Genomic DNA, 25,049 nt, shown 5'->3' on the forward strand with positions numbered 1-25,049 from the left:
GTCCTCATTTCTTCGAGTCGTCTTTGTTGACCGAATTCAGCAGGAACTTGCCGATCAGGTCTTCCAGCACGAGTGCCGACTGGGTGTCCTTGATGGTATCGCCGTCCTTGAGCAGCTCTTCATCACCACCGACGCTGATGCCGATGTATTTCTCGCCGAGCAGGCCGGCGGTCAGGATGGAGGCGGTCGAGTCGTCCGGCAGGTTGTTGACCTGACGGTTGATCTCCATGGTCACTCGACCACGATAGCTGTCATGGTCCAGGTCCACCGCGGTGACCTTGCCGATGGTGACGCCCGCCATGGTGACCTTACCGCGCACGGTGACACCGGCGATATTGTCGAAATAGGCGTACAGCTTGTAGGTATCGCCCGAATTGCCGATGGTCAGTCCGCTGACACGCAGGGCCAGCAGCAGCAGGGCCAGCAGGCCGGCCAGAATGAACAGGCCTACACCGATTTCCAGGGTGCGGGTTTGCATCAGAAGTCTCCAAACATCAAGGCGGTCAGGATGAAGTCCAGCCCCAGCACGGCCAGGGAGGCATACACAACGGTACGGGTGGTGGCGCGGCTGATCCCTTCGGAGGTGGGTTCGCAGTCATACCCCTGGAACACGGCGATCCAGGTCACGACGAAAGCGAACACCACGCTCTTGATCACGCCATTGAGAATGTCCTTGGTGAACTGCACGCTGTTCTGCATGTTCGACCAGTACGAACCGTCATACACACCCAGCCAGTCCACGGCGACCAGGGCTCCGCCCCAGATGCCGACGACACTGAAGATAGCTGCCAGCAGCGGCATCGAGATGAAGCCGGCCCACAGGCGCGGCGCGATGATGTACTTGAGCGGGTCGACGCCGATCATCTCCAGGCTGGACAACTGCTCCGTGGATTTCATGTTGCCGATCTCGGCGGTCAGCGCGGAACCGGCACGCCCTGCGAACAACAGACCGGTCACCACCGGCCCCAGTTCACGCAACAGCGTCAGCGCCACCATCTGGCCAACCGCCTGCTCGGAACCGTAGCTCGCCAGGATGTTGTAGCCCTGCAGGGCCAGCACCATGCCGATGAACAGCCCGGAGACGACGATGATCGCCAGGGACAGCACACCCACCGAATACAGCTGCTTGACCAGCAACTGGAAGGCGCCGCTGTGCACGCGGCGGCCGAAGATGGCATGCACCAGGAACAGGCTCGAACGGCCCAGCGACTCGAGGACATCGAGGCCCGCGCGCCCGAGCAGGCGAACGCGCTCGAGCGGTGAAGTCTTGCGCATCAACGTTCTCCCAGCAGGTCGGCGCGGTAATCGCGAGCAGGATAGTGGAACGGCACCGGACCATCCGGGATGCCCTTCATGAACTGGCGCACCCGCGGATCGTCGAGACCCTGCAGGTCCGCCGGCGTCCCGTGGCCGAGCACACGACCGTCGCCGACGATATAGATGTAGTCGGCGATGCTCGCGGTTTCCGCCAGGTCGTGGGAAACCACGATGCTGGTGATGCCCAGGGCATCGTTGAGCAGACGGATCAGGCGCACCAGAACGCCCATGGCGATCGGGTCCTGTCCCACGAAGGGCTCGTCGTACATCAGGATCTGCGGGTCCAGCGCAATCGCCCGGGCCAGCGCCACACGGCGCTTCATGCCGCCGGACAGCTCGTCCGGCATCAGTTCCACCGCTCCGCGCAGGCCCACGGCCTGCAGTTTCATCAGGACGATGTCGCGGATCATGTCCTCCGGCAGCTCGGTGTGCACCCGCAGCGGGAAGGCCACGTTCTCGAAAACGTCGAGGTCGGTGAACAGCGCGCCGCTCTGGAACAGCACGCCGAACTGCTTGCGCATGTCGAACAGGTCGCTGCGACCCAGCGTGGGGAGATTCTGGCCGTTGACCCACACTTCCCCGCTCGCCGGGCGCAGCTGGGCGGCGATCAGTCGCAGCAGGGTGGTCTTGCCACACCCCGAGGGCCCCATGATCCCGGTGACCTTGCCGCGCGGAATGCGGATGTCCACGTTATCGAAAATCTTACGCGTGCCACGCTTGAAGCTCAGCCCCTTCAGCTCGACCGCGTATTGGTCATTGGTGCTCATAGAACTCCTTTCATCACGGCGCTGTCCGTTGCCCCGTCTGTCACACGGCAGGAACACGGCGCGGCAGGCCGAACGGCGGCGAACTATAACACCCCGCGAAGCCGCGCCCCAAGCGCTGCTAAGCCACCGTTAAGGGCCAGTTCAGCAAAATGCGCTCAACATTGAGATGCCAGTGATGAAGCCTTCGTCGCTTTCCCGTTATAATCTCGCACTTCATTTTGCCCCGCGCCTTTGGAACATGAGCCAGAAACACGATTTCATCCAGTCGGCACAACGCACCATCCGCCTCGAGCGTGACTCGGTAGACGCTCTGCTGCCGCGCATCGGCGCCGATTTCTCCCTGGCCTGCGAACTGCTGCTGGCCTGCAAGGGCCGCGTGGTCGTGGTCGGCATGGGCAAATCCGGGCACATCGCCCGCAAGATCGCCGCCACCCTGGCCAGCACCGGCACGCCGTCCTTCTTCGTCCATCCGGCCGAAGCCAGCCACGGCGACATGGGCATGATCACCAAGGACGACGTCGTCCTGGCCCTGTCCAACTCCGGTTCCACCGCCGAAATCGTCACCCTGCTGCCGCTGATCAAGCGCCTGGGCATCACCCTGATCAGCATGACCGGCAACGCCGAATCGCCGCTGGCCAAGGCCGCCGCGGTCAACCTGGATGCCAGCGTCGAGCACGAAGCCTGCTCGCTGAACCTGGCGCCGACCTCCTCCACCACGGTTTCCCTGGTGATCGGCGACGCGCTCGCCATCGCCCTGCTGGAAGCCCGTGGCTTCACCGCCGAAGACTTCGCTTTCTCGCATCCGGGCGGCGCACTGGGCCGTCGATTGTTGCTGAAAGTGGAAAACATCATGCACGTGGGTGAAGCATTGCCGCAGGTTTCCCCGGGCACGTCGCTCAGCGGCGCCCTGCTGGAAATGACCCGAAAGGGCCTGGGCATGACCGTCATCCTGGGCGAAGACGGCCGTCTGGCCGGGGTCTTCACCGACGGCGACCTGCGCCGCACCCTCGACAAGGGCCTGGACGTGCGCCAGGTGACCATCGACCAGGTGATGACCGTGCACGGCAAGACCGCGCGCCCGGACATGCTCGCCGCCGAAGCCCTGAAGATCATGGACGACCACAAGATCAACGTGCTCGTGGTGGTCGACGACAAGGATCATCCGGTCGGCGTCCTCCACGTCCACGACCTGACCCGCGCGGGGGTCATCTGAATGACCGCCGACCTGCTGCAGCGCGCGAAAAAGGTCCGCCTGGCGGTGTTCGACGTCGATGGCGTGCTCACCGACGGCAAGCTCTACTTCCTGCCTGAGGGCGGCGAGTTCAAGACGTTCAACACCCTGGACGGCCAGGGCATCAAGATGCTGATGAACTCCGGCGTGCGCACCGCGATCATCACCGGCCGTTCGAGCCCGGTGGTCGAGCGCCGGGCGAAGAACCTGGGCATCAACCACCTGTTCCAGGGCCGCGAAGACAAGCTGGTCGCCCTGGACGAGTTGCTCGCCGAACTGGGTCTAGGCTATGAAGAAGTCGCCTACCTGGGCGACGATCTACCCGACCTGCCGGCCATCCGCCGCGCCGGCCTGGGCATGGCGGTCGCCAGCGGCGATGCGTTCGTGCGCCAGCATGCCGACGGCGTGACCCAGGCCCGTGGCGGCGAAGGCGCCGCCCGCGAGTTCTGCGAACTGATCCTGCGCGCCCAGGGCAACCTCGAAGCTGCCCAGAACGCGTACCTCTAGAGCCGAACATGCCCAAGACACTCCAACAGAAGCTGTTGCTCGCCCTGATCGCCATCCTGCTGATCGCCCTCGGCTATTACTGGAACGTGCGCCTGGATTTCAACGAGCGGCAGCTCAAGTCGCAGACCAGCGACGCTGTCGATTTCTACGTGGTGAACGCCAAGAGCGTGCAGTACCGCGTCGACGGTTCCCTCGCCTACGAGATGACCGCCGACAAACTCGAACACCTGAAAGCAACCGACGTGACCCTGGTCACCACGCCCGACCTCTTCTTCCACCGGGAGAACGAGCCTCAGCCGTGGCATGTCCAGAGCGTTCGCGCCGAAGTGGCCCCCGAAGGCAAGCAGGTCGAGCTGATCGACGACGTGCGCGTTGCGCGCACCGACGCACAGCAGCGCACGCTCCTGCTCAACACCTCGCGCATGACGGTGTTCCCAGACAAGGACTATGCGCAGACTGACCAACCCGTGAAGATCACCGAACCCAACGGTGTGACCACGGCAGTTGGCATGAAAGCGTATCTGAAAGACAGCCGGATGCTCCTGCTGTCCAACGTAAGAGGTCAGCATGAGGCTCGTTAACACCCTCCCCCTTCTCTTCAGCCTCGCCGCCGCCATCGGCAGCTCTGCCGCCTGGGCGCTTCCCACCGACCGGGAACAGCCGATCCGCGTCCAGGCCGACAGCGCCGAACTGGATGACAAGCAGGGCGTAGCGGTCTATCGCGGCGACGTGGTGGTGACCCAGGGCAGCATGAAGCTGACCGGCAACACCGTCACGCTCAAGCAGAACAAGGATGGCGAGATCGAGGTCGTGACCTCGGTCGGCAAGCCCGCCTACTTCGAGCAGAAGCCGGCGCCGGACAAGCAGATCACCCAGGCCTACGGCCTGACCATCCAGTACTTCGTGTCGCAGAACCGCGTGGTGCTGATCGACCAGGCCAAGGTGATCCAGGAAGGCAACACCTTCGAAGGCGAGAAGATCGTCTACGACACCCAGCGCCAGATCGTCAACGCAGGCCGCGCCACCGGCTCCCAGGTCACCACGCCGCGTCCGCGAATCGACATGGTCATCCAGCCCAAGAAAAAGCAGGATCAAGCGCAGTAATGGCTACGCTAACCGCCCAGCACCTCGCCAAGAGCTACAAGAGCCGGCAAGTCGTCCGCGATGTCAGCATGAGCATCGAGAGCGGGCAGATCGTCGGCCTGCTCGGCCCCAACGGAGCGGGCAAGACCACCTGCTTCTACATGATCGTCGGCCTGGTTCGCGCCGATCAGGGCGTCGTCCGCATCGACGAGCAGGATGTCACCCACCTGCCCATGCACGGCCGCGCGCGCGCCGGCATCGGCTACCTGCCGCAGGAAGCCTCGATCTTCCGCAAGCTGTCGGTGGCGGACAACATCGGCGCCATCCTGGAAACCCGTGCCGACCTCGATCGCGCCGGCCGCCAGGAAGCCCTGGAGGGCCTGCTTGAGGAGTTCCACATCCACCACATCCGCGACAACCTCGGCATGAGCCTGTCCGGTGGTGAACGCCGCCGCGTGGAAATCGCCCGCGCCCTGGCCAGCTCGCCGAAGTTCATCCTGCTGGACGAGCCCTTCGCTGGCGTCGATCCGATCTCCGTGGGCGACATCAAGCAGATCATCCATCACCTCAAGGCCAAGGGCATCGGTGTGCTGATCACCGACCACAACGTCCGCGAGACCCTGGATATCTGCGAAACGGCGTACATCGTCAACGACGGTCAACTGATCGCCGAAGGCAGCGCCGAAAGCATCCTCGCCAACGACCTGGTGAAGGAAGTCTACCTGGGCCACGAGTTCCGCCTGTAAGGCCCCGCGCCGCGCCCTGCCTGGGCGCGGCAGCCTCTCTCCTGCCCAAGCGTGGCGCGGCTTGCCGGCCGCTGCGCGTCGTATTCGGCTGCCCGCTCTTGCCTTGCGCAACCGGGTTGTAACGAAAGGTCGACAGCCCCTAGGCAAAGCGTCCAAACTCAGGCATATAATTTGCTTCCTCGCGGCGCTCCGGCGTCCGTAGTCGTGGATATGGCGCGCCGTGCGCCAGCGAACAAGGTGCCTAGTTCCAGCATGAAACCATCGCTAGTCCTCAAGATGGGCCAGCAGCTGACGATGACCCCGCAGCTGCAACAGGCCATCCGACTGCTCCAGCTCTCCACGCTGGACCTCCAACAGGAAATCCAGGAAGCCCTGGAGTCCAACCCGATGCTGGAGCGCCAGGAAGAAGGTGAGGATTTCGATAACAGCGACCCGATGGCGGACGGCGCAGAGTCCGGCGCCAACGGTACCAGCAGCAGTTCCCAGGACAATTTCCAGGAAAGCACCACGCCCAACGCCGACAGCCTCGACGAGGACCAGTGGGCCGAGCGCATCCCCAACGAGTTGCCGGTCGACACCGCCTGGGAAGACATCTACCAGACCAGTGCCAGCAGCCTGCCCAGCAACGATGACGACGAGTGGGACTTCACCTCCCGCACCTCCGCCGGCGAAAGCCTGCAGAGCCACCTGCTGTGGCAGCTCAACCTCCTGCCGATGTCCGATACCGACCGCCTGATCGCCCTGAGCATCATCGACGGCATCACGGACGACGGTTACCTCGAAGAATCCCTCGACGACATCCTCGCCTCCATCGATCCCGAACTGGGCGTAGAGATGGATGAAGTGGAAGTCGTGCTGCGCCGCGTGCAACAGCTCGAACCCGCCGGCGTCGGCGCGCGCAACCTGCGCGAATGCCTGCTGCTGCAGCTGCGCCAGATGCCGCCCAAGACCTACCTGCTGGCCGAGGCCATCCGTCTGGTCAGCGACCACCTCGACCTGCTCGGCAGCCGCGACTACAGCCAACTGATGCGACGCATGAAGCTCAAGGAAGACGAGCTGCGCGAAACCATCGAGCTGATCCAGTCGCTGCACCCTCGTCCCGGCTCGCAGATCGAATCCGGCGAAGCCGAGTACGTGGTCCCGGACGTCATCGTCCGCAAGCACAACGACCGCTGGCTGGTGGAGCTGAACCAGGAAGCGGTGCCGCGCCTGCGCGTCAACTCGCAATATGCGGGCCTGGTACGCCGCGCCGACTCCAGCGCCGACAACACCTTCATGCGCAACCAGCTGCAGGAAGCGCGCTGGTTCATCAAGAGCCTGCAAAGCCGCAACGAGACGCTGATGAAGGTGGCGACGCAGATCGTCGAGCACCAGCGCGGCTTCCTCGAATACGGCGAGGAGGCGATGAAACCGCTGGTCCTGCATGACATCGCCGAGGCGGTGGGCATGCACGAATCGACCATCTCCCGCGTCACCACGCAGAAGTTCATGCACACGCCGCGGGGCATCTTCGAGCTGAAGTACTTCTTCTCCAGCCACGTCAGCACCTCCGAAGGCGGCGAGTGCTCCTCCACGGCGATCCGCGCGATCATCAAGAAACTGGTCGCGGCGGAAAGTCCGAAAAAGCCATTGAGTGACAGCAAGATCGCTGGTTTACTGGAGGCACAGGGCATTCAAGTGGCACGTCGTACCGTCGCCAAGTACCGGGAGTCCCTAGGAATCTCTCCCTCGAGCGAGCGCAAGCGACTGGTGTGACGTTGATCCACGCCAAAGTGTTCCGGCGGCAGGCCCCCTAACCTGCCACTTACACACGGGCAACAAGGAGAAAGCGGTATGCAAGTCAACATCAGTGGACATCAACTGGATGTGACCGACGCCCTGCGCGACTATGTCGGCGAGAAACTTGGCCGGCTGGAGCGCCACTTCGACAAGATCACCAATGTTCAGGTCATCATGGAGGTCGAGAAACTGAAGCAGAAAATTGAAGCCACCCTCCACATCGCCGGAGGCGAAGTGGTGGCCTGCGCCGAACATGAAGACATGTACGCGGCCATCGACCTGCTCACCGACAAGCTCGACCGCCAACTGATCAAGCACAAGGAAAAATACCTCGAACGCCAGCAAGGTGTGGGCGTTCGTTAACCCCTCTCTATGATCCGACTTGAGCAAATCCTGACCCCCGGCCGTTCCCTCGTGAACGTGCCGGGCGGCAGCAAGAAACGTGTCCTCGAACAAATCGCCAACCTGGTGGCGCGCGAGCTGCCGGGCTTCGATTCCCAAGACATCTTCGACAGCCTGGTGGCCCGGGAACGCCTGGGCTCCACCGGCTTCGGCAATGGCATCGCCATTCCCCACTGCCGTCTCCCCGGCTGCCAGTCGCCCATCAGCGCCATCCTCCACCTTGACCACCCGGTAGACTTCGACGCCCTCGACGGCGCGCCGGTGGACCTGGTGTTCGTGCTGCTGGTACCCGAAGCGGCCACCGAGGAGCACCTGGAACTGCTGCGGCAGATCGCCTCCATGCTCGACCGCTCCGACGTCCGCGACCGCCTGCGTCACGCCGCCAACGGCGAGGACCTGTACCGGATCGTCGTGGACTTCCAGAACAACGGGCACTGATCATGCGCCTGATCATCGTCAGTGGAAGATCCGGCTCGGGCAAGAGCACCGCGCTCAATGTGCTCGAGGACAACGGCTTCTACTGCATCGACAACCTGCCGGCCAGCCTCCTTCCGGACCTGGCCCAGCGCGCGCTGCTGCACACCGAGCTGCTGCATCCCCAGGTCGCCGTCTCCATCGACGCGCGCAACCTGCCGAGCCAGTTGCAGCGCTTCCCCGAGCTGCTGCAGGAAGCCCGCGACAAGCACATCCAGTGCGACGTGCTGTACCTCGATGCCGATGACGAAACCCTGCTCAAACGCTTTTCCGAGACCCGCCGGCGCCACCCGCTGACCAGCGACAGCCGTTCCCTGGCCGAAGCCATCGCCGACGAATCGCACCTGCTGGCGCCCATCGCCGACCTGGCCGATCTCAAGCTCAACACCACCAACCTGAACCTTTATCAGCTGCGCGACGTCCTCAAGCTGCGCCTGCTGAACAAGCCCGAACTGGGCACCGCCTTCCTGGTCGAATCCTTCGGCTTCAAGCGCGGCATGCCGGTGGATGCCGACCTCGTGTTCGACGTACGCTGCCTGCCCAACCCCTACTGGAAGCCGGAGCTACGCGAGCACACCGGGCTGGAAGTGGAAGTGCAGGAATACCTGGCGGCACAACCGGACGTCGAGGAGATGTACCAGGACATCCTCGCCTACCTGAACAAATGGCTGCCGCGCTTCGCCGCGAGCAACCGGGCCTACGTCACCATCGCCATCGGCTGCACCGGTGGCCAGCATCGCTCGACCTACCTGGCCGAGCGCATTGGCCAGGCCCTCAAGGAAACCCTCACCAACGTACAGATTCGCCACCGCGACCTGAGCTAAGCAGCGACAGACAACAAAAGGACAGCCCCTCGCGATGCCCGCCCTCGAAGTCACCATCATCAACAAGCTTGGTCTGCACGCCCGTGCGGCGGCCAAATTCGTCGGCGTTGCGGGACGTTTCCCCTGCCAGGTCCGCGTGGGGCGCAGCCCCGAAAGCACCGTGGACGGCAAGAGCATCATGGCCGTGATGATGCTGGCGGCCGGCAAGGGCACCAATCTGCACCTCTTTGCCGAAGGCGAACAGGAAGACGAAGCGCTCCAGGCGCTGGTCGAACTGATCAACAACTACTTCGACGAAGGCGAGTGACGCGCCGGGCTTCAGCCCAGCGTCGTACCCAGCCCTCTTATCCGACAACCCCGAATAACAGCCCTGCACGGTCAGAGCCGCGTGGTCGCACGTTGCTATCCGGAAGACGCCAATCGGCGGGCTTTTTATGGCTCTCTGTAAGAGCGAGCCGCAGGAACGGCATTCCCTTGTAGGAGCGGGCCATGCCCGCGATCGCGCGCATGGCGCGCTCCTACAGGTGTTTCAGCGGTCAGCCGGTGTCGCGGGCTCCCCCAGCAGGACCAGCAGTTGTCCGATCATTCCTGCCTGGTCCTCGGCGATTCCCGGCCTGGAGCGCCGCGATGATCGCCCTCGCCAGCAGCACGCTGGCTCGAAGACGTGGAACGAGAAAAACGGGAAGCCGCGACCAGACTGGCCGCGGCGGGCAGGATCAGTTGCCGGCGACCATCATCTTTTCGATGAGCACGGAGCCGGTGTGCAGGTTGCCGCGGTATTCCACGTCGTTGCCGATGGCGACGATGTTACGGAACAGGTCACGCAGGTTGGCAGCGATGGTCACTTCCTGCACCGGGAACTGGATCTCACCGTTCTCCACCCAGTAGCCGCCCGCGCCGCGGGAGTAATCCCCCGTCACCAGGTTAACGCCCTGCCCCATCAGCTCGGTCACCAGCAGGCCGCGACCCATGCGGCGGATCAGGGCGGCCTGGTCCTCGTCGCCATGGCTGACGAACAGGTTGTGTACACCGCCGGAGTTGGCCGTGCTGGGCATACCGAGCTTGCGCCCGGAGTAGGTGCCGAGCACGTAGGACACCAGCTCGCCGCCCTCGACGAACGGCTTGGCATAGGTCGCCAGGCCGTCGTTGTCGAACGAGGCGCTGCCCAGTGCGCCGCGCAGCAGCGGGCGCTCGTCCAGGGTCAGCCAGTCGGGGAACAGCTGCTGGCCCAGCGCCCCCTCCAGGAAGGAGGACTTGCGGTACAGGCTGCCGCCGGAAATGGCGCCGAGGAAGTGGCCGAACAGGCCGACAGCGACCTCCGGAGCGAACAGCACCGGCACTTCGGCAGTCGGCACCGGGCGTGCGCCCAGACGGCTGGCGGCACGCTCGGCGGCGCGGCGACCGATGGATTCGGGAGTAGCCAGCAGCTCTCCGCGACGGTTCACGTCGTACCAGTAATCGCGCTGCATCTGCCCTTCGCCTTCGGCGATCATCACGCAGCTCAGGCTGTGGCGGGTGCTGGCGTAGCCGCCGACGAAGCCATGGCTGTTGCCGTAGACGCGGCAGCCCTGGTGGGTATTGAGCGTGGTGCCGTCGGCCTTGGTGACGCGCTTGTCGGCGGCGAACGCGGCAGCCTCGCAGGCCAGGGCCCGCTCGATGGCCTGGTCGGGGGTGATCGACCAGCCGTGGTACAGGTCCAGGTCCGGCAGGTCGCGGGCCATCAGCGCGGGGTCGGCCAGGCCGGCGCAATCATCCTCGGAGGCATGCCTGGCGATGGCCAGGGCTGCCGCCACGGTCTCGCGGATGGCGTCGGCACCGGTCGCCGAGGTGCTCGCCGAGCCCTTGCGCTGGCCGAGGTAGAGGGTGATGCCAAAGCCCTGGTCGCGGTTGAACTCGACGGTCTCGACTTCACCCTGGCGCACCGAGGTCGACAGTCCCTGCTCCACCGACACCGCCACTTCGCAGGCGCTGGCGCCCTGCCGGGACGCCTCGGCGATGATCCGCTCGACCTGCTCGCGCAGTTCGGGAAGGACCTCCGGGCTCACTGCCGGGTTGTGTTCGCTCATTGCATGCCTCTCCTGTTCATGGTCCGGCCCCGCCATCAGGCGGCGGCGACCGGCGCGGGCCGGACAAGCGGCCCCTGACTCGTTATCATGGCGGCGTTTTCTACGAGACCCCCGCCATGGCTGAAATTCACGATGACGACTCGTCCTTCGAAGAGAAGAGCAAGTCGCAAGTAAAACGCGAAATGCACGCGCTGCAGGAACTCGGCGAGCGCCTGACCACGCTCAAGGCCGACATGCTCGACCGCATGCCGCTGACCGATCCGCTGCGCCGCGCGCTGGAAGAAGCTCCCAAGCACAAGGCCAACGCTGCCAAGAAGCGCCATCGGCAGTTCATCGGCAAGCTGATGCGCGACCAGGACGTCGAGGCCATCCTCGCCCTGCTGGAACAGGTCGACACCTCGACCCGTCAGTACAACGAACGCTTCCACGCCCTGGAGCGCTGGCGCGACCACCTGATCACCGGTGGTGACGCGGCGCTGTCGGCCTTCTTCGGCGAATACCCCGAAAGCGACCGCCAGCACCTGCTCCAACTGATCCGCCACGCCCAGCACGAGGCCGCTCACAACAAGCCTCCGGCCGCGGCGCGGAAGATCTTCAAGTACATCCGCGAGCTGGACGAGATCAAACGCGGCCTGCGTTGAGCGGCCGCGTCCTGCCCGTCCAGCCTCACCGGCAACGACCTCAGGCGCCCGTGCCGCCGACGGTAATGGCGTCGATCTTCAGGGTCGGCTGACCCACACCCACCGGCACGGACTGGCCGTCCTTGCCGCAGGTGCCCACGCCGCTGTCCAGCGCCAGGTCGTTGCCGACCATGGACACCCGGCTCATCACTTCCGGGCCGTTGCCGATCAAGGTCGCGCCCTTCACCGGGCGGGTGATCTTGCCGTTCTCGATCAGGTAGGCCTCGCTGGTGGCGAAGACGAACTTGCCGCTGGTGATGTCCACCTGCCCGCCGCCGAGGTTCGCGCAGTAGATGCCGCGCTCGACACTGGCGATGATTTCCTGCGGATCGCTCTGCCCGGCCAGCATGTAGGTGTTGGTCATGCGCGGCATCGGCAGATGCGCGTAGGACTCGCGCCGGCCGTTGCCGGTGCGCGCCACGCCCATCAGTCGGGCGTTGAGCTTGTCCTGCATGTAGCCCTTGAGGATGCCGTTCTCGATCAGCACGTTGCAGTTCGTCGGCGTGCCTTCGTCGTCCACCGACAGCGAACCGCGACGGCCGGCAATGGTGCCGTCATCGACGATGGTGCACAGGCTGGAAGCCACCTTCTCGCCAATACGGCCGCTGTAGTTGGAGCTGCCCTTGCGGTTGAAGTCGCCTTCCAGGCCATGGCCGACGGCTTCGTGCAGCAGCACGCCGGACCAGCCGGCGCCCATCACCACTGGCAGGCTGCCGGCCGGCGCGGGCACCGCCTCGAGGTTGACCAGCGCCTGGCGCAGCGCCTCGCGGGCGTAGCTCATGGCGCGGTCTTCCTGGAGGAAGTACTGGTAGTCGGTACGCCCGCCGCCACCGTGGCCACCACGCTCGCGGCGGCCGTTCTGTTCGACGATGACGCTGACGTTGAAGCGCACCAGCGGGCGGATGTCGGCGGCCAGCGAACCGTCCGCGGCGGCGATCAGCACCTGGTCCCAGACGCCGGCGAGGCTGACGGTGACCTGCTGGATGCGCGGGTCGAGGGCGCGGGTGGCGGCATCGATCTTCTGCAGCAGCTCCACCTTCTCGGCGCGGCTGAGCACGTCCAGCGGGTTCTCGCCGGAATACAGACGGGCCGGCACCACGGCATTGAAGGCCTGCACCTTGCCGTTCTGCCCCGCACGGGAGATCGAACGGGCAGCGCGGGCGGCCTGGATCAGCGCCTCATGGTTGATCGCGTTGCTGTAGGCGAAGCCGGTCTTCTCACCCGACTGCGCGCGCACGCCAACGCCCTGGTCCATGTGGAAGCTGCCTTCCTTGACGATGCCGTCCTCCAGCATCCAGGACTCGGAGACCTGGCTCTGGAAGTACAGGTCGGCGGCGTCGATGCCGGGGCCGCTCAGCTCGTGCAGGATCGGCGACAGCTGGTCGATGTCCAGCCCACCGGGGGCCAGCAGGTGCTGGCTGACGGATGACAACAGTTCGCTCATATTCACTCCGTACGCGCCGGTCGAGGTTCGACCGGCGGGAAAAATCGTCTGTGCCGGGCAATCGGCATGCGCTGCCGGACCGCCGCCTGTTCCTCGCTGTCGCGCTCGGCCAGCAGCACGGCTTCGCCCTTGGCCTGTTCGGCAAGGATACGCCCCCAGGGGTCGACGATGGCCGACTGCCCCCAGGTTTCCCGTCCTTTGGGGTGGGTGCCGCCCTGCCCGGCCGCCAGCAGGTAGCACTGGGTCTCGATGGCGCGGGCGCGGACGAGGATCTCCCAGTGCGCCGCGCCGGTCACGGCGGTAAAGGCCGAGGGGGCGCTGATCAGTTCCGCGCCGGCTTCGCGCAGCGCGGTGTAGAGCTCGGGGAAGCGCAGGTCGTAGCAGACCGTCAGCCCGAGGCGTCCGACCGGGGTGTCGGCCACCACCACACGCTGGCCGAAGGCGTAGTCGTCCGACTCGCGATAGCGGCCACGGGCGTCGGCAACGTCCACGTCGAACAGGTGCAGCTTGTCATAGCGCGCCGCCACCTCGCCCCGTTCGTCCACCAGCAGCGAACAGGCGTTGGCCTTGGCGTCCGGCTGGCCCGCCGGCGGCAACGGCAGGGTGCCGGCGACTATCCACAACCTGAGGTCGCGGGCGGCGCTTTTCAACCAGGGCAGGATCGGACCGCTGCCCAGGGCTTCGGCGCGACCGATGTCCGCCAGGTCGCGGCGGCCCATGGCGGCGAAGTTCTCCGGCAGCACGGCGAGGCGCGCACCACCCTCGGCGGCCTGCTCGAGCAGGCGACGGGCGGCGGCGAGATTGGCCAGGACGTCGTCCTGGCTGACCATCTGGATGACGGCAAGGGACATGCGAAGCTCCGTCGGTGTCTGGGTTTCATGCTAACCGAAGCCCAGGCTTTGTGCTCGATTGAGCGGCTCAATGAGGCTTTTCGAAAGGCTTCTCGAAGGCGATGGTCGGGCTCTGCCACGGGCCTTTCACGCTGTACTGGACGCTGGCGAAACGCGCCACCCGGTCGCCCAGCAGCTTGTCCACCACGAACAGCGCGCCGCCAATGGCCGGCGCCCCGACGATCAGCGCCGCCAACGGCAGGTTGTTGGTCACCGGCAGGGTCACCAGCAGCTTGGCGTCGATCTCGTCGTGGGCCAGATCGAGGGTGCCGTTGAGCTCCAGGTTGCTCGACGGGCCGTCCAGGCGCAGCGGCTCGCGGGTGAAGTAGACACCGTCGGTGGCGGTGAGCACGCCTTTGACCCGGTCGTAGCTCAGGCCCTTGCCCAGCAGGTCGGAGAAGTCCAGGCGCAGGCGGCGGTTGATGGCGTTGAAGTTGAGCAGGCCGAACACCCGCAGGGCGTTGGCGCCGCCTTCCACTTCGACGAACTGGCCCTTGCGCAGGCTGGCATCCAAGGTGCCGCCGAAGCGGCGCAGGTTCAGCGCCGCCGGCGAGCCCGGCCAGTTGCCGTTGATGTCCACGCGGAAGCGCTCGCTGGTCACGCTGGGCGCAAAGTCCCAGGCCTTGAGCACGTCGCCCAGGTTCTTGCCTTCGAGCTGGCCCTGGAAGGTGCTGCGTGCGCTGGCGTCCATGCCGTCCCAGCGCAGGTTGCCCTTCACCGACAGGCCGCGCAGGTCCAGATTGACGTCGTTGAAGCCCACGCCGGTAGGTGTCGGACGCACATTGAAGCTCCAGGCGCCGACCGGCTTTCCGGCCTTGAGCACCTGGCGGATGGACACATCCATCGGCGGCAGGCTGCGCGGGTCGATCTTCGCCAGCGGGTCCGGTTGTTCCACTGCCTTCTCGGAATCGATGGCCTCGCCCTTGGGCAGGTCGATGCGGTCCAGGGCGATCTGGATCGGCTTCACCTTGCTGTCGGGCAGGGTGATCTTGCCGGAGACCAGCGCGCTCACCAACCCGAGCTGCCAGCTGCTGTCGACGCGGGCGAGATCCAGCGAGAGGTTTTCCAGGGTCTGGCCGAAGCCCTTGAAACGAGCGATCTGCAGGTCCGCGCCACGCAGCAGCCCTGCCGCGCCCTCGACACCGCTATTGGAGTACTTCTTGGCCACGGCCTGCCAGGCGTCGGCGTCGACCTCATCGATCTTGCCGCGCACCTGCACGCCGTTCCAGTTGGGCAGTACCGCCGGGTCGCCGCCCAGGCGCAGCACGCCTCGTCCGGCCAGCGGCTGGTCCGCCGGAGCGGCGTAGGCCAGGCTGGCGCGGTCGCCGTAGGTCGCCCAGTAGCGGCGCTCGGCGCCATCCAGGGTCATGCGCCACTCGCTGTCACGGGTTTCCTGCGCGGCCTTGCCCAGCGGCGCTGGCAGATCGATGGTGACACCCTGCAGATTGGAAGCGACCTGCAACTGGCTGTCCTTGCCGTCGAGCAACAGGTTGAGCTGGAACGGCACACGGCCATCCACCGGCACTTGCTTCTGCACCTTGCCCCAGTCGAGCAGGGCCTTCACCGGGACCTGCCCACCCACCAGCACCCGCGTGCGCGGTACGCCATTGCGGCCTTCGGCGCGGATGCTGCCGGTGACGCGGCTGCCCAGCACCTGGGCGGCAATGTTCTGCCCGCTCAGGCCGCTGTCGGTGTCGTAGCGGAACTTGCCCTTCACCTGTTCCAGGTTCAGTTCCGGCTTGGCGATCTTCAGCTGCGCCTTGTCGGTGTCGAAATCGACGATCACCCGCGCCTTGCTCGCCTCGCCCTTGGCCAGCGGAATATCGAGGTTGAGGTGGCCGTTGAGGTTGCCCGAGCCTTCCCAGCCGGCGAAGGTGTGGGTCGCGCCGATCGGCGAGTCCTGGAGGATCTTCAGGCCATCGACGAGGTTGCTGTCGATATCACCGTTGACGTGCAGGTGGGCGACTTCGCCGGGATTGGTATGGGGAATCTCCACCGAGACATCGCGCACCTGGCTGTTGAGGATGCGCCCGCTGCTGGCGTGGATGCTGACGCCGGTGTCCTCGACGCGCACCTCGCCCTCGGCCTTGCTCAGGCCGGGCCAACCCGGCTGGTAGTCGAGGACGCCGTCGTGGACCTTGAAATACAGGGTCATGGCGTGGGCCTCGGGCGCGGAGTGCTTCTGCAGCGAACCCTGCCAGAGGAAGTAGCCCTGCTCGATGCGCCCGCTCTTGATCGAGCCCTTGAGCCAGGCGGCGAGGTCCTTGCTCATCTGCGGGATGACGGTGGGCAGGTACTTGCCGGTGTAGCGGGCGTCGCCATTGCTCATGCCGACGCGCAGGTCCATGTAGTCCTCGAGCGCCGGGTCGCGCATCAGGCGGATGAGCATGTCGCCGGCGAGGGTGCCCTCCTCGCCCTCCACTTTCATCAGGTGGCTGCCGAGGGTGAAGGCTTCGTCATTGAGCTGGAAGAACAGCCGGGCGTGGGCGCTGCGGTAACGCCACGGCTCGGGGAACAGCGTCGCCAGGTGCAGCATGAAGTCCTGGGCGTTGGCGTCCAGCGTACCGCCGCCCAGGTTGCCGCTGAAGGTGCCGTCGACGTTGGCCACGGCGGGCACGTCATGGAAGGCATTGACGCCGACCTTCTCCAGGTTGGCGGCATAGGTGACACGCTCGGCCCCCTCGCGCTGCGGCCAGTAGTCGAGGTTGACGTTGTGCAGCACGCCGTGGGGCTTGAGGCCGTCGAGCCATTCGATGGCCTTGTCCGGCAGCGGCGCCAGGGCGGTGATGGCCGGGCCCAGCGGGGTCAGGTCGAGACGGTCGCCGCGCAGTTGCCAGTGTTCCTCGCCCTTGAGCCGGCGCGTCAGCTCCAGTTCCACCTCACCCCAGCGGGTTTCGCCGAAGTTCGCCGCCAGATCGGCGACACGCACGTCAAGATCATCCCCCTGGCGCTGGAAGAACAGGCTCACGCCGAGGTCGCTGAAGCTGACCGGTTTGCGCTCGCCCAGCGCGGCTTCGATCTTCGGGGCGTTCAGCCGCGCCACGGCGGAGACCGGCACGCCCTGGTCGATGGTCGCCCAGAGTTCCCCGCCGGCCTTGGCCTGGGCCAGCGTCCAGGCCCCGGTGAGGCGCGCGGGCAGCCATTTGGCCCAGTCGGCCTGCGGCAGACTGAGGTAGAGCTCGGCCGAACTTTTCGTCCAGTCGTCGCGGTTCAGACGGGTTTCCAGGCGCGCGGCCACTGGCTCGCCGCCGGGCAGGCTCAGGCGCGCTTCCAGGCGCTGGCGGCTGCCGCTGCGCAGGGTCATGCCGACGTAGTTCAGCGATAGCGGGTTGGCCTGTTGCGGCAGCACGGTCAGTTGGCTGTCCATCAGCGACAGGCGGCGCGGGGTCAGCAGCAGGTCGATGAGCTTGCGCGGGTCGGTGTCGCCGCCCCGGCTGGGCAGGCCGTCGGCGTGCCACTGGCCGTCCTCGTCTTCGCGCAGGGTGAGGTGCAGGCCTTCCAGCTCCAGGCTGTCGATGCGCGGCTGGCGTGCCATCACGCTGCCGAGGATGTCCGGGATCAGGCGCACCCGCTCCAGGCGCAGCGAGTCGTTGCCCTCGCCCAGTTGGATGTCGCGCACCACGATGATCGGGCTGAAGGCATGCCAGTGGCCCTCCAGCGCGCCGATGGCGACCGGCAGGCCCAGTTGTTCGCTGGCCTTGCGCGCCAGGTCGTCGCGGTACTCCGCCACCAGCGGCACCAGTTGTCGGCCGAGGCTGACGTACAACGCGAGCAGCACCAGTCCCAGCGCCAGGAGGGCGAGGACGATACGCAGGGAGGTGGCGAACAGGCGGCCGGCGCGTTCCATGTCAGGCGTCCGGCCGCGGGGCGAAGCGAAGGATCATCGAGTGGCCTCCCAGCCATGCACGGTCGAATCAGGTCTGACAGTGTGCGTCAGGCAAAGCTCCCCAAAACCCCATTTCACAGCGGCCTCCTGCCGGATGCCCGCATTGTGCGATCCGCCACTCAAAGCAGGACCACGTCGTACTGCTCCTGGGAATACATCGCCTCCACCTGGAACTTGATCGGGCGGCCGATGAACAGCTCGAGATCCGCCACGTTGCCCGACTCCTCGTCGAGCAGGCGATCCACCACCTTCTGGTTGGCCAGCACCAGGTAGGAATCGGCCTGGTAGGCCCGCGCCTCGCGGAGGATCTCGCGGAAGATTTCGTAGCAGATGGTTTCCGGCGTCTTCAGCATGCCGCGCCCCTGGCAGCTCGGGCAGGGCTCGCAGAGCACCTGCACCAGGCTTTCGCGGGTGCGCTTGCGGGTCATCTGCACCAGGCCCAGCTCGGTGATGCCGATGATGTTGGTCTTGGCATGGTCGCGTTCGAGCTGCTTCTCCAGGGTCCGCAGGACCTGGCGGCGGTGCTCCTCGTCTTCCATGTCGATGAAGTCGATGATGATGATGCCGCCCAGGTTGCGCAGGCGCAGCTGGCGGGCAATGGCGGTGGCCGCCTCGAGGTTGGTCTTGAAGATGGTTTCTTCGAGGTTGCGGTGGCCGACGAAGGCGCCGGTATTCACGTCGATGGTGGTCATCGCCTCGGTCGGGTCGATGATCAGGTAGCCGCCGGACTTGAGCAGCACCTTGCGCTCCAGCGCCTTCTGCACCTCGTCCTCGACGCCGTAGAGGTCGAAGATCGGCCGCTCGCCGGGATAGTGCTCCAGGCGATCGGCGATTTCCGGCATGAGCTCTTCGACGAACTGCGTGATCTTCTGGAAGTTCTCCCGGGAATCGACGCGGATCTTCTCGATGCGCGGGTTCACCAGGTCGCGCAGGGTGCGCAGGGCCAGGGAGAGGTCTTCGTAGATCATCGTCGGCGCGCCAACAGTCTTGATCTGCGCATCGATCTGGTCCCAGAGGCGGCGCAGGTAGCGGATGTCGGCGAGGATCTCGTCCTCCCCGGCGCCCTCGGCGGCGGTGCGCAGGATGAACCCGCCCTGCTCGACGATACCCTCGGCCTCGACGCATTTGGCGACCACCTGCTTGAGGCGCTCGCGCTCGTGCTCATCCTCGATCTTCAGGGAAATGCCGACATGGCTGGTGCGCGGCATGTAGACCAGGTAGCGCGAGGGAATCGACAGGTGCGTGGTCAGGCGCGCGCCCTTGGTGCCAATGGGGTCCTTGGTGACCTGCACCACCAGGCTCTGCCCTTCGTGGACCAGCGCGCCGATGCTCTCCACCGCGCTGCCCTCACGGGTGGAGATTTCCGCCGCATGAATGAAGGCGGCGCGCTCCAGGCCGACGTCGACGAAGGCCGCCTGCATGCCCGGCAGCACGCGCACGACCTTGCCCTTGTAGATATTGCCGACGATCCCGCGGCGCAGCGTGCGCTCGACATGGACCTCCTGCAGGACGCCGTTCTCCACCACCGCCACGCGCGATTCCATCGGCGTGATATTGATCAGGATCTCTTCGCTCATGCGCCCTTCCTTATCGCGCCCGGAGTCGTGCCAGCGCTACTTTCCGATCAAGACTGCCAGCTGGGGATGGAGAAGTCAGCCAGCAATGCCGAGGTTTCGCACAGGGGCAGGCCAACGACCGCGCTGTAGCTGCCCTCGACGCGGCTGACGAACACCGCCGCAAGCCCCTGGATAGCATAGCCACCGGCCTTGTCCTGCGGCTCGCCGGTTTCCCAGTAGCGTTCGGCTTCCTCGGCGGACACCGCGCGGAAGGTGACCCGGCTGCTGACCACGCGCGCCTCGCAGCGATCACGGTCGGCCACCGCCACCGCCGTCAGCACCTCGTGCTCGCGGCCGGACAGCGCCTGCAGCATGGCCAGCGCATCGTCGCGGTCCACCGGCTTGCCGAGGATGCGGCCATCCAGCACCACGGCGGTGTCGGCACCGAGCACGCAGACGTCCGCGCGCTGGGCAAGGAAGTTCAGCCCCGCCTGCGCCTTGCTGCGCGCCAGGCGTTCGACATAGGCGTGCGCGGTCTCGCCGGCTTCGGGCGTCTCGTCAATGGAGGCGGGCACGATGTGGAACGGCAGGCCGATCTGGGTGAGCAGTTCGCGGCGGCGCGGCGAGCTGGAGGCGAGGTACAACTGGGCCATCAGGGACTCCGAAGCGAGCCCGCGCAACGCGGGCCCGGCGATTCCCCCGCGAGGGGGACTATCAGTTGATGTTCAGGCGCAGCCGCAGGGTCCGCAGCAGTGTGTAGACCCAGGGCCAGAGCAGGGCGCTGACCAATGCCGGCAACAGGAAGACCAGGGTCGGCGGACGGTTGCCGGTCAGGGCGCTGATCCACAGCTGGACCAGTTGGGCGAGACCGAACACCACCAGCAGCACCAGGCATTGCTGCCAGATGGGGAACATGCGCAGGCGCTGGTGCAGCGAGAGCACCAGGCAGATGATCAGGCTGAGGATCAGGGCGTTCTGCCCCAGCAGGCTGCCGTAGAGCACGTCTTCGGCGACGCCCAGCACCCAGGCGCTGAGCATGCCGACCTTGTGCGGCAGGTAGAGCACCCAGTAGGTAAGGAACATCGCCAGCCACAGCGGCCGGCCGATCTCCATGAAACTGGGCATCGGCGCGACCGACAGCAACAACGCCAGCAGCAAGGTCAGCCAGACGGCCCAGCCGTTGTTGGAACCCTGGCTGGCCATCAGTGACGAGCCCTGGGCGCGGCAGGCGTGGCCGGTGCCGCGGCGGGCGCGGTCGGAGCGGCGCCACTGGCGCCAGCCGGGTGCGCAGGCTGGGGCGCCGGTGCGGCGGGCGCTGCGGGCTGCGCCGCGTCATGCGGCTGGGCGGCCGGAGCGCCCGGTGCGGGCTGTGCAGGCGCGCCGGATTCGGCGGCCTTGCGATCGGCCTCGGCCTGGGCCTCGGCGGCGTCGGTGGCGCGCTGTTCGGGGGTGCGGCTATCGGTGAAGACCAGCAGCACGTAGCGGCTGCGGTTCATCTTCGCCGTCGGCACGGCACGGATGGTGGCGAATGGCCCGCCGGTGTCGTGCAGCACTTCCTTCACCACCGCCACCGGATAGCCGGCGGGGAAGCGCTGGCCGAGGCCGGAGCTGACCAGCAGGTCGCCTTCCTTGATGTCGGCGGTGTCGGCGACGTAGCGCAGCTCCAGGCGTTCCGGGTTGCCGGTGCCCACGGCGATGGCGCGCAGGCCATTGCGGTTCACCTGCACCGGAATGCTGTGGGTCGTATCGGTCAGCAGCAGCACGCGCGCGGTGTAGGGCATGACCTCGACCACCTGCCCCATCAGCCCGCTGGCGTCGAGCACCGGCTGGCCCTGGAACACGCCGTCCTTCTCGCCCTTGTCGATCAGGATGCGCTGGGTGAACGGGTTCGGATCGACGCCGATCAGCTCGCCCACCAGCACCTTGTCGTCGACCAGGGCGGAGGAATTGAGCAGTTCGCGCAGGCGCACGTTCTGTTCGGTGAGGGTGGCCAGCTTCTGCAGGCGGCGCTGCATCAGCAGCTGCTCGGCCTTCAGGCGCTCGTTCTCGGCCAGCAGTTCGCTGCGGCTGGTGAACTGGTCACGCACGCCTTCCCACGCACGAACGGGGAAATCGGCGATGCCATAGAAGGGACTCAGCACGAGGCCCAACTGGCTGCGTACCGGTTTGAGGTAATCAAAGCGGGCATCGACCACCATCAAGGCGACCGACAGGACGGCGAGCACCAGCAGGCGCGCGCCCAGCGAGGGCCCTTTGGAGAATATCGGTTTGATGACCGGCTCCTAGCTGTGCAAAGTCGGTTGAAGTTTCACCCGCCAGGGCGAAACGTCAACCGACCTCTACAGGACTCCCCACCTTATTCGGTGGAAAGCAGGTCCATCGAATGACGGTCCATCATTTCCAGCGCCTTGCCGCCGCCACGGGCGACACAGGTCAGCGGGTCTTCGGCGACGATCACCGGCAGGCCGGTTTCCTGCGCCAGCAGCTTGTCCAGGTCGCGCAGCAGGGCGCCACCACCGGTCAGCACCAGGCCGCGCTCGGCGATGTCGGAAGCCAGCTCCGGCGGGGACTGCTCCAGGGCGCTCTTGACGGCCTGGACGATGGTCGCCAGGGACTCCTGCAGCGCTTCGAGCACTTCGTTGGAGTTCAGGGTGAAGCTGCGCGGTACGCCTTCGGCCAGGTTGCGGCCACGGACGTCGACTTCGCGGACTTCGCCGCCCGGGAAGGCAGTGCCGATTTCCTGCTTGATGCGCTCGGCGGTGGATTCGCCGATCAGGCTGCCGTAGTTGCGGCGCACGTAGGTGACGATGGCTTCGTCGAAGCGATCGCCGCCGACGCGGACGGATTCGGCATAGACCACGCCGTTGAGGGAGATCAGCGCGATCTCGGTGGTACCGCCGCCGATATCGACGACCATGGAACCACGGGCCTCTTCCACCGGCAGGCCGGCACCGATGGCGGCGGCCATCGGTTCTTCGATCAGGTACACCTCGCGGGCGCCAGCGCCCAGGGCCGATTCACGGATGGCGCGGCGTTCCACCTGGGTGGACTTGCACGGCACGCAGATCAGCACGCGGGGGCTGGGCTGCAGGAAGCTGTTCTCGTGCACCTTGTTGATGAAGTACTGCAGCATCTTTTCGCAGACGCTGAAGTCGGCGATCACGCCGTCCTTCATCGGACGAATGGCGGCGATGTTGCCCGGGGTACGGCCGAGCATGCGTTTGGCTTCGGTACCGACCGCGACCACGCTCTTCTGGCTGCCGTGGCTACGAATGGCGACCACGGACGGTTCGTTCAGGACGATGCCGCGCTCGCGCACATAAATAAGGGTATTGGCCGTGCCCAGGTCGATCGACAGATCACTGGAGAACATGCCACGCAGTTTTTTGAACATTGGAAAGAAACCCATAGATGGCGCGTGGGTGAAAATGCGCGGGTAAAAAAGTGCGGCAAACTCTAACAATCACGGGCATTTTGGGCAAGGCGCCAATTTATGCTAGATTCCTCGTTTTTCGGGCCTGCCCGGCCCGTCCCAGCGGCCTTCGACCACCTGCCGCGGGTTCTGTTCCCCGCCCCACCACTTCCTTCCGGCCAGGTCCAGTTCGAACCGGGCCGCTCTAGCTGGAGACCCCGATGGCGCTTGAACGCTCCGACGTGGAAAAGATCGCCCACCTCGCCCGCCTGGGCCTGGCGGAAGCCGACATTTCGCGCACCACCGACACCCTCAACAACATCCTCGGCCTGATCAACGCCATGCAGGCGGTCGACACCGACGGCGTCGAGCCCCTGGCTCACCCGCTGGAAGCCACGCAGCGCCTGCGCGCCGACGAGGTCACCGAGGAGAACCGCCGCGATACCTACCAGGCCATCGCGCCGGCCGTGGAAGACGGCCTCTACCTCGTCCCGAAAGTCATCGAGTAAGCGCTAAGGACACGGACATATGCTGCATCAATTGACCCTCGCCGAAGTCGCCCGCGGGCTCGCCGACAAGCAATTCTCCGCCCAGGAACTGGCCACTGCCCTGCTCGCGCGCATCCAGCAGCTCGACCCGCAGCTGAACAGCTTCATCACCGTCACCGAGGAAAGCGCCCTGGCCCAGGCCAAGGCCGCCGACGAGCGGCGCGCCAAGGGCGAGACCGGCGCCCTGCTCGGCGCACCGATCGCCCACAAGGACCTGTTCTGCACCCAGGGTGTGCGCACCAGCTGTGGTTCGAAGATCCTCGACGCCTTCGTCTCGCCCTACGACGCCACCGTCGTCGAGCGCCTGGCCGATGCCGGCACCGTGAGCCTGGGCAAGCTGAACATGGACGAGTTCGCCATGGGCTCGGCCAACGAATCCAGCCACTACGGCCCGGTGAAGAACCCCTGGGATACCTCCCGCGTACCGGGCGGCTCTTCCGGTGGCTCCGCCGCCGCCGTCGCGGCGCGCCTGATTCCGGCCGCCACCGGCACCGACACCGGCGGCTCGATCCGCCAGCCGGCCGCGCTGACCAACCTCACCGGCATCAAGCCCACCTACGGCCGCGTGTCCCGCTGGGGCATGATCGCCTACGCCTCCAGCCTCGACCAGGGCGGCCCGCTGGCCCGCACCGCCGAGGACTGCGCGCTGATGCTCGGCGCCATGGCTGGCTTCGACCCGAAGGATTCCACCTGCGTCGACCAGCCGGTGGACGACTACCTGGCCGCCCTGGCCAAGCCGCTGACCGGCCTGCGCATCGGCCTGCCGAAGGAGTACTTCGGCGCGGGCCTGGACGGCCGCATCGCCGACGCGGTGATGAAGGTGGTCGAGCAGCTCAAGCAGCTCGGCGCGGTGGTCAAGGACATCTCCCTGCCGAACATGCAGCACGCGATCCCTGCTTATTATGTGATCGCGCCCGCAGAAGCCAGCTCCAACCTGTCGCGCTTCGACGGCGTGCGCTACGGCTACCGTTGCGAAGACCCGAAGGACCTGCAGGACCTGTACAAGCGCTCCCGCGCCGAAGGCTTCGGCGCGGAAGTGAAGAACCGCATCATGGTCGGTACCTACGCGCTTTCCGCCGGTTACTACGACGCGTATTACCTGAAGGCTCAGAAAATTCGTCGCCTGATCAAGAACGATTTCACCAGCGCCTTCGCCGAAGTCGACGTGATCCTCGGCCCGACCACGCCCAATCCGGCCTGGAAACTGGGCGAGAAGAACAACGACCCGGTCGCCCAGTACCTGGAAGACATCTACACCATCACCGCCAACCTCGCCGGCATCCCGGGGCTGTCCATGCCCGCCGGCTTCGTCGACGGCCTGCCGGTGGGTGTCCAGCTGCTCGCGCCGTACTTCCAGGAAGGCCGCCTGCTCAACGTCGCGCACCAGTACCAACTGGTCAGCGACTGGCACAAACAAGCACCGGCTGGATTCTGAGG

The 25,049-nt window shown here is 65.9% G+C and carries 25 protein-coding genes; 13 read left to right on the top strand and 12 right to left on the bottom strand.

The features are described from left to right. Positions 1–4: 4 nt before the first annotated feature. Genes mlaD through ACNFIA_RS06600 form a run of 3 tightly spaced genes read right to left on the bottom strand, consistent with a single transcriptional unit; the run spans position 5 to position 2,084 of the window. Positions 5–478, bottom strand: a complete 474-nt coding sequence (gene mlaD / locus ACNFIA_RS06590; protein ID WP_024766538.1) for an outer membrane lipid asymmetry maintenance protein MlaD — start codon at positions 476–478, stop codon at positions 5–7. Further along, complete coding sequence (gene mlaE, locus ACNFIA_RS06595; protein ID WP_259759370.1) at positions 478–1,275, bottom strand: lipid asymmetry maintenance ABC transporter permease subunit MlaE; 798 nt, start codon at positions 1,273–1,275, stop codon at positions 478–480. Before mlaE ends, mlaD begins: the two co-directional genes overlap by 1 nt. Then, positions 1,275–2,084 (bottom strand): ATP-binding cassette domain-containing protein, encoded by an 810-nt coding sequence (locus ACNFIA_RS06600; protein WP_024766540.1) that lies wholly within the window; start codon positions 2,082–2,084, stop codon positions 1,275–1,277. The genes mlaE and ACNFIA_RS06600 overlap by 1 nt, the downstream gene beginning before the upstream one ends. 238 nt (positions 2,085–2,322) lie before the next feature. On the opposite strand from ACNFIA_RS06600, the gene ACNFIA_RS06605 reads away from it, so the two are divergent. From ACNFIA_RS06605 to ACNFIA_RS06650, 10 genes are all read left to right on the top strand, one after another. Then, positions 2,323–3,297 (top strand): KpsF/GutQ family sugar-phosphate isomerase, encoded by a 975-nt coding sequence (locus tag ACNFIA_RS06605; RefSeq protein WP_259759369.1) that lies wholly within the window; start codon positions 2,323–2,325, stop codon positions 3,295–3,297. Next, positions 3,298–3,822 carry a KdsC family phosphatase gene (locus ACNFIA_RS06610; RefSeq protein ID WP_416783537.1) on the top strand — a complete coding sequence of 175 codons (525 nt, stop codon included), beginning with the start codon at positions 3,298–3,300 and terminating at the stop codon, positions 3,820–3,822. 8 nt (positions 3,823–3,830) lie between these two features. After that, positions 3,831–4,403 (top strand): LPS export ABC transporter periplasmic protein LptC, encoded by a 573-nt coding sequence (lptC, locus tag ACNFIA_RS06615; protein WP_259759368.1) that lies wholly within the window; start codon positions 3,831–3,833, stop codon positions 4,401–4,403. Beyond that, on the top strand, positions 4,390–4,926 hold the full coding sequence (lptA, locus tag ACNFIA_RS06620; RefSeq protein WP_017518148.1) for a lipopolysaccharide transport periplasmic protein LptA: 537 nt from the start codon (positions 4,390–4,392) through the stop codon (positions 4,924–4,926). The genes lptC and lptA overlap by 14 nt, the downstream gene beginning before the upstream one ends. After that, a complete protein-coding gene (lptB, locus tag ACNFIA_RS06625; RefSeq protein WP_236174410.1) occupies positions 4,926–5,651 on the top strand; it encodes an LPS export ABC transporter ATP-binding protein in 726 nt (241 codons plus the stop codon). Before lptA ends, lptB begins: the two co-directional genes overlap by 1 nt. A gap of 252 nt (positions 5,652–5,903) precedes the next feature. After that, positions 5,904–7,406, top strand: a complete 1,503-nt coding sequence (locus ACNFIA_RS06630; RefSeq protein ID WP_416783540.1) for an RNA polymerase factor sigma-54 — start codon at positions 5,904–5,906, stop codon at positions 7,404–7,406. Between the two features lie 78 nt (positions 7,407–7,484). After that, entirely contained in the window at positions 7,485–7,793 is a 309-nt protein-coding gene (gene hpf, locus ACNFIA_RS06635; RefSeq protein WP_017518151.1) for a ribosome hibernation-promoting factor, HPF/YfiA family, read from the top strand. Positions 7,794–7,802: 9 nt separating this feature from the next. Further along, positions 7,803–8,270: a PTS IIA-like nitrogen regulatory protein PtsN gene (ptsN, locus tag ACNFIA_RS06640; RefSeq protein ID WP_037009823.1), complete on the top strand. Its 468-nt coding sequence runs from the start codon at positions 7,803–7,805 to the stop codon at positions 8,268–8,270. Between the two features lie 2 nt (positions 8,271–8,272). Then, positions 8,273–9,130, top strand: a complete 858-nt coding sequence (gene rapZ / locus ACNFIA_RS06645; RefSeq protein WP_259759365.1) for an RNase adapter RapZ — start codon at positions 8,273–8,275, stop codon at positions 9,128–9,130. Between the two features lie 34 nt (positions 9,131–9,164). After that, positions 9,165–9,437 (top strand): HPr family phosphocarrier protein, encoded by a 273-nt coding sequence (locus ACNFIA_RS06650; RefSeq protein ID WP_259759364.1) that lies wholly within the window; start codon positions 9,165–9,167, stop codon positions 9,435–9,437. A gap of 409 nt (positions 9,438–9,846) precedes the next feature. Here ACNFIA_RS06650 and pmbA read toward each other — a convergent pair whose 3' ends face one another. Continuing rightward, positions 9,847–11,196, bottom strand: coding sequence for a metalloprotease PmbA (gene pmbA / locus ACNFIA_RS06655; protein WP_416783542.1), 1,350 nt, complete (start codon positions 11,194–11,196; stop codon positions 9,847–9,849). Positions 11,197–11,312: 116 nt separating this feature from the next. Here pmbA and yjgA point away from each other — a divergent pair, with 116 nt between their 5' ends. Next, positions 11,313–11,837, top strand: a complete 525-nt coding sequence (gene yjgA / locus ACNFIA_RS06660) for a ribosome biogenesis factor YjgA (protein ID WP_259759362.1) — start codon at positions 11,313–11,315, stop codon at positions 11,835–11,837. 40 nt (positions 11,838–11,877) lie between these two features. Here the strand turns inward: yjgA and tldD are convergent, their stop codons facing one another. The 8 genes from tldD to mreB form a co-directional block, all read right to left on the bottom strand. Beyond that, positions 11,878–13,320 (bottom strand): metalloprotease TldD, encoded by a 1,443-nt coding sequence (gene tldD, locus ACNFIA_RS06665; RefSeq protein WP_259759361.1) that lies wholly within the window; start codon positions 13,318–13,320, stop codon positions 11,878–11,880. Between the two features lie 2 nt (positions 13,321–13,322). Next, positions 13,323–14,171 carry a carbon-nitrogen hydrolase family protein gene (locus ACNFIA_RS06670; RefSeq protein WP_416783544.1) on the bottom strand — a complete coding sequence of 283 codons (849 nt, stop codon included), beginning with the start codon at positions 14,169–14,171 and terminating at the stop codon, positions 13,323–13,325. A gap of 67 nt (positions 14,172–14,238) precedes the next feature. After that, complete coding sequence (locus tag ACNFIA_RS06675; RefSeq protein ID WP_416783545.1) at positions 14,239–18,057, bottom strand: YhdP family protein; 3,819 nt, start codon at positions 18,055–18,057, stop codon at positions 14,239–14,241. A gap of 158 nt (positions 18,058–18,215) precedes the next feature. Further along, a complete protein-coding gene (rng, locus tag ACNFIA_RS06680; RefSeq protein ID WP_259759358.1) occupies positions 18,216–19,673 on the bottom strand; it encodes a ribonuclease G in 1,458 nt (485 codons plus the stop codon). A 47-nt stretch (positions 19,674–19,720) separates the two neighbouring features. After that, positions 19,721–20,305 carry a Maf family protein gene (locus tag ACNFIA_RS06685; protein ID WP_259759357.1) on the bottom strand — a complete coding sequence of 195 codons (585 nt, stop codon included), beginning with the start codon at positions 20,303–20,305 and terminating at the stop codon, positions 19,721–19,723. Positions 20,306–20,366: 61 nt separating this feature from the next. Then, positions 20,367–20,855 (bottom strand): rod shape-determining protein MreD, encoded by a 489-nt coding sequence (gene mreD, locus ACNFIA_RS06690; protein ID WP_416783547.1) that lies wholly within the window; start codon positions 20,853–20,855, stop codon positions 20,367–20,369. Further along, the gene (mreC, locus tag ACNFIA_RS06695; RefSeq protein ID WP_416783743.1) at positions 20,855–21,916 is read right to left on the bottom strand and encodes a rod shape-determining protein MreC; all 1,062 of its coding nucleotides are present in this window, start codon (positions 21,914–21,916) and stop codon (positions 20,855–20,857) included. The genes mreD and mreC overlap by 1 nt, the downstream gene beginning before the upstream one ends. Positions 21,917–22,008: 92 nt before the next feature. Then, positions 22,009–23,046 carry a rod shape-determining protein MreB gene (mreB, locus tag ACNFIA_RS06700; protein WP_017518164.1) on the bottom strand — a complete coding sequence of 346 codons (1,038 nt, stop codon included), beginning with the start codon at positions 23,044–23,046 and terminating at the stop codon, positions 22,009–22,011. Between the two features lie 239 nt (positions 23,047–23,285). Between mreB and gatC the strand changes: the two genes are divergently transcribed. Together gatC and gatA are read left to right on the top strand one after the other, a co-directional pair. Further along, positions 23,286–23,573 carry an Asp-tRNA(Asn)/Glu-tRNA(Gln) amidotransferase subunit GatC gene (gene gatC / locus ACNFIA_RS06705; protein WP_416783548.1) on the top strand — a complete coding sequence of 96 codons (288 nt, stop codon included), beginning with the start codon at positions 23,286–23,288 and terminating at the stop codon, positions 23,571–23,573. 19 nt (positions 23,574–23,592) lie between these two features. Further along, the gene (gatA, locus tag ACNFIA_RS06710) at positions 23,593–25,047 is read left to right on the top strand and encodes an Asp-tRNA(Asn)/Glu-tRNA(Gln) amidotransferase subunit GatA (protein WP_416783549.1); all 1,455 of its coding nucleotides are present in this window, start codon (positions 23,593–23,595) and stop codon (positions 25,045–25,047) included. The last annotated feature ends 2 nt before the right edge of the window (positions 25,048–25,049 follow it).

The sequence above is a fragment of the Pseudomonas sp. NY15437 genome, assembly GCF_048068435.1.
Lineage (GTDB): Bacteria > Pseudomonadota > Gammaproteobacteria > Pseudomonadales > Pseudomonadaceae > Pseudomonas > Pseudomonas nitroreducens_B.

What these genes read in the sequence shown, in the direction of transcription:
- lptC (WP_259759368.1), top strand. Translation starts at nt 3,831, where the DNA reads ATGCCCAAGACACTCCAACAGAAGCTGTTGCTCGCCCTGATCGCCATC.
- lptB (WP_236174410.1), top strand. Translation starts at nt 4,926, where the DNA reads ATGGCTACGCTAACCGCCCAGCACCTCGCCAAGAGCTACAAGAGCCGG.
- mreD (WP_416783547.1), bottom strand. Translation starts at nt 20,855, where the DNA reads ATGGCCAGCCAGGGTTCCAACAACGGCTGGGCCGTCTGGCTGACCTTG.
- gatA (WP_416783549.1), top strand. Translation starts at nt 23,593, where the DNA reads ATGCTGCATCAATTGACCCTCGCCGAAGTCGCCCGCGGGCTCGCCGAC.
- ACNFIA_RS06600 (WP_024766540.1), bottom strand. Translation starts at nt 2,084, where the DNA reads ATGAGCACCAATGACCAATACGCGGTCGAGCTGAAGGGGCTGAGCTTC.
- ACNFIA_RS06605 (WP_259759369.1), top strand. Translation starts at nt 2,323, where the DNA reads ATGAGCCAGAAACACGATTTCATCCAGTCGGCACAACGCACCATCCGC.
- hpf (WP_017518151.1), top strand. Translation starts at nt 7,485, where the DNA reads ATGCAAGTCAACATCAGTGGACATCAACTGGATGTGACCGACGCCCTG.
- pmbA (WP_416783542.1), bottom strand. Translation starts at nt 11,196, where the DNA reads ATGAGCGAACACAACCCGGCAGTGAGCCCGGAGGTCCTTCCCGAACTG.
- ACNFIA_RS06630 (WP_416783540.1), top strand. Translation starts at nt 5,904, where the DNA reads ATGAAACCATCGCTAGTCCTCAAGATGGGCCAGCAGCTGACGATGACC.
- mlaD (WP_024766538.1), bottom strand. Translation starts at nt 478, where the DNA reads ATGCAAACCCGCACCCTGGAAATCGGTGTAGGCCTGTTCATTCTGGCC.
- mreB (WP_017518164.1), bottom strand. Translation starts at nt 23,046, where the DNA reads ATGTTCAAAAAACTGCGTGGCATGTTCTCCAGTGATCTGTCGATCGAC.
- tldD (WP_259759361.1), bottom strand. Translation starts at nt 13,320, where the DNA reads ATGAGCGAACTGTTGTCATCCGTCAGCCAGCACCTGCTGGCCCCCGGT.
- ACNFIA_RS06685 (WP_259759357.1), bottom strand. Translation starts at nt 20,305, where the DNA reads ATGGCCCAGTTGTACCTCGCCTCCAGCTCGCCGCGCCGCCGCGAACTG.
- rapZ (WP_259759365.1), top strand. Translation starts at nt 8,273, where the DNA reads ATGCGCCTGATCATCGTCAGTGGAAGATCCGGCTCGGGCAAGAGCACC.
- ptsN (WP_037009823.1), top strand. Translation starts at nt 7,803, where the DNA reads ATGATCCGACTTGAGCAAATCCTGACCCCCGGCCGTTCCCTCGTGAAC.
- yjgA (WP_259759362.1), top strand. Translation starts at nt 11,313, where the DNA reads ATGGCTGAAATTCACGATGACGACTCGTCCTTCGAAGAGAAGAGCAAG.
- rng (WP_259759358.1), bottom strand. Translation starts at nt 19,673, where the DNA reads ATGAGCGAAGAGATCCTGATCAATATCACGCCGATGGAATCGCGCGTG.
- ACNFIA_RS06675 (WP_416783545.1), bottom strand. Translation starts at nt 18,057, where the DNA reads ATGGAACGCGCCGGCCGCCTGTTCGCCACCTCCCTGCGTATCGTCCTC.
- ACNFIA_RS06670 (WP_416783544.1), bottom strand. Translation starts at nt 14,171, where the DNA reads ATGTCCCTTGCCGTCATCCAGATGGTCAGCCAGGACGACGTCCTGGCC.
- ACNFIA_RS06650 (WP_259759364.1), top strand. Translation starts at nt 9,165, where the DNA reads ATGCCCGCCCTCGAAGTCACCATCATCAACAAGCTTGGTCTGCACGCC.
- mlaE (WP_259759370.1), bottom strand. Translation starts at nt 1,275, where the DNA reads ATGCGCAAGACTTCACCGCTCGAGCGCGTTCGCCTGCTCGGGCGCGCG.
- ACNFIA_RS06610 (WP_416783537.1), top strand. Translation starts at nt 3,298, where the DNA reads ATGACCGCCGACCTGCTGCAGCGCGCGAAAAAGGTCCGCCTGGCGGTG.
- lptA (WP_017518148.1), top strand. Translation starts at nt 4,390, where the DNA reads ATGAGGCTCGTTAACACCCTCCCCCTTCTCTTCAGCCTCGCCGCCGCC.
- gatC (WP_416783548.1), top strand. Translation starts at nt 23,286, where the DNA reads ATGGCGCTTGAACGCTCCGACGTGGAAAAGATCGCCCACCTCGCCCGC.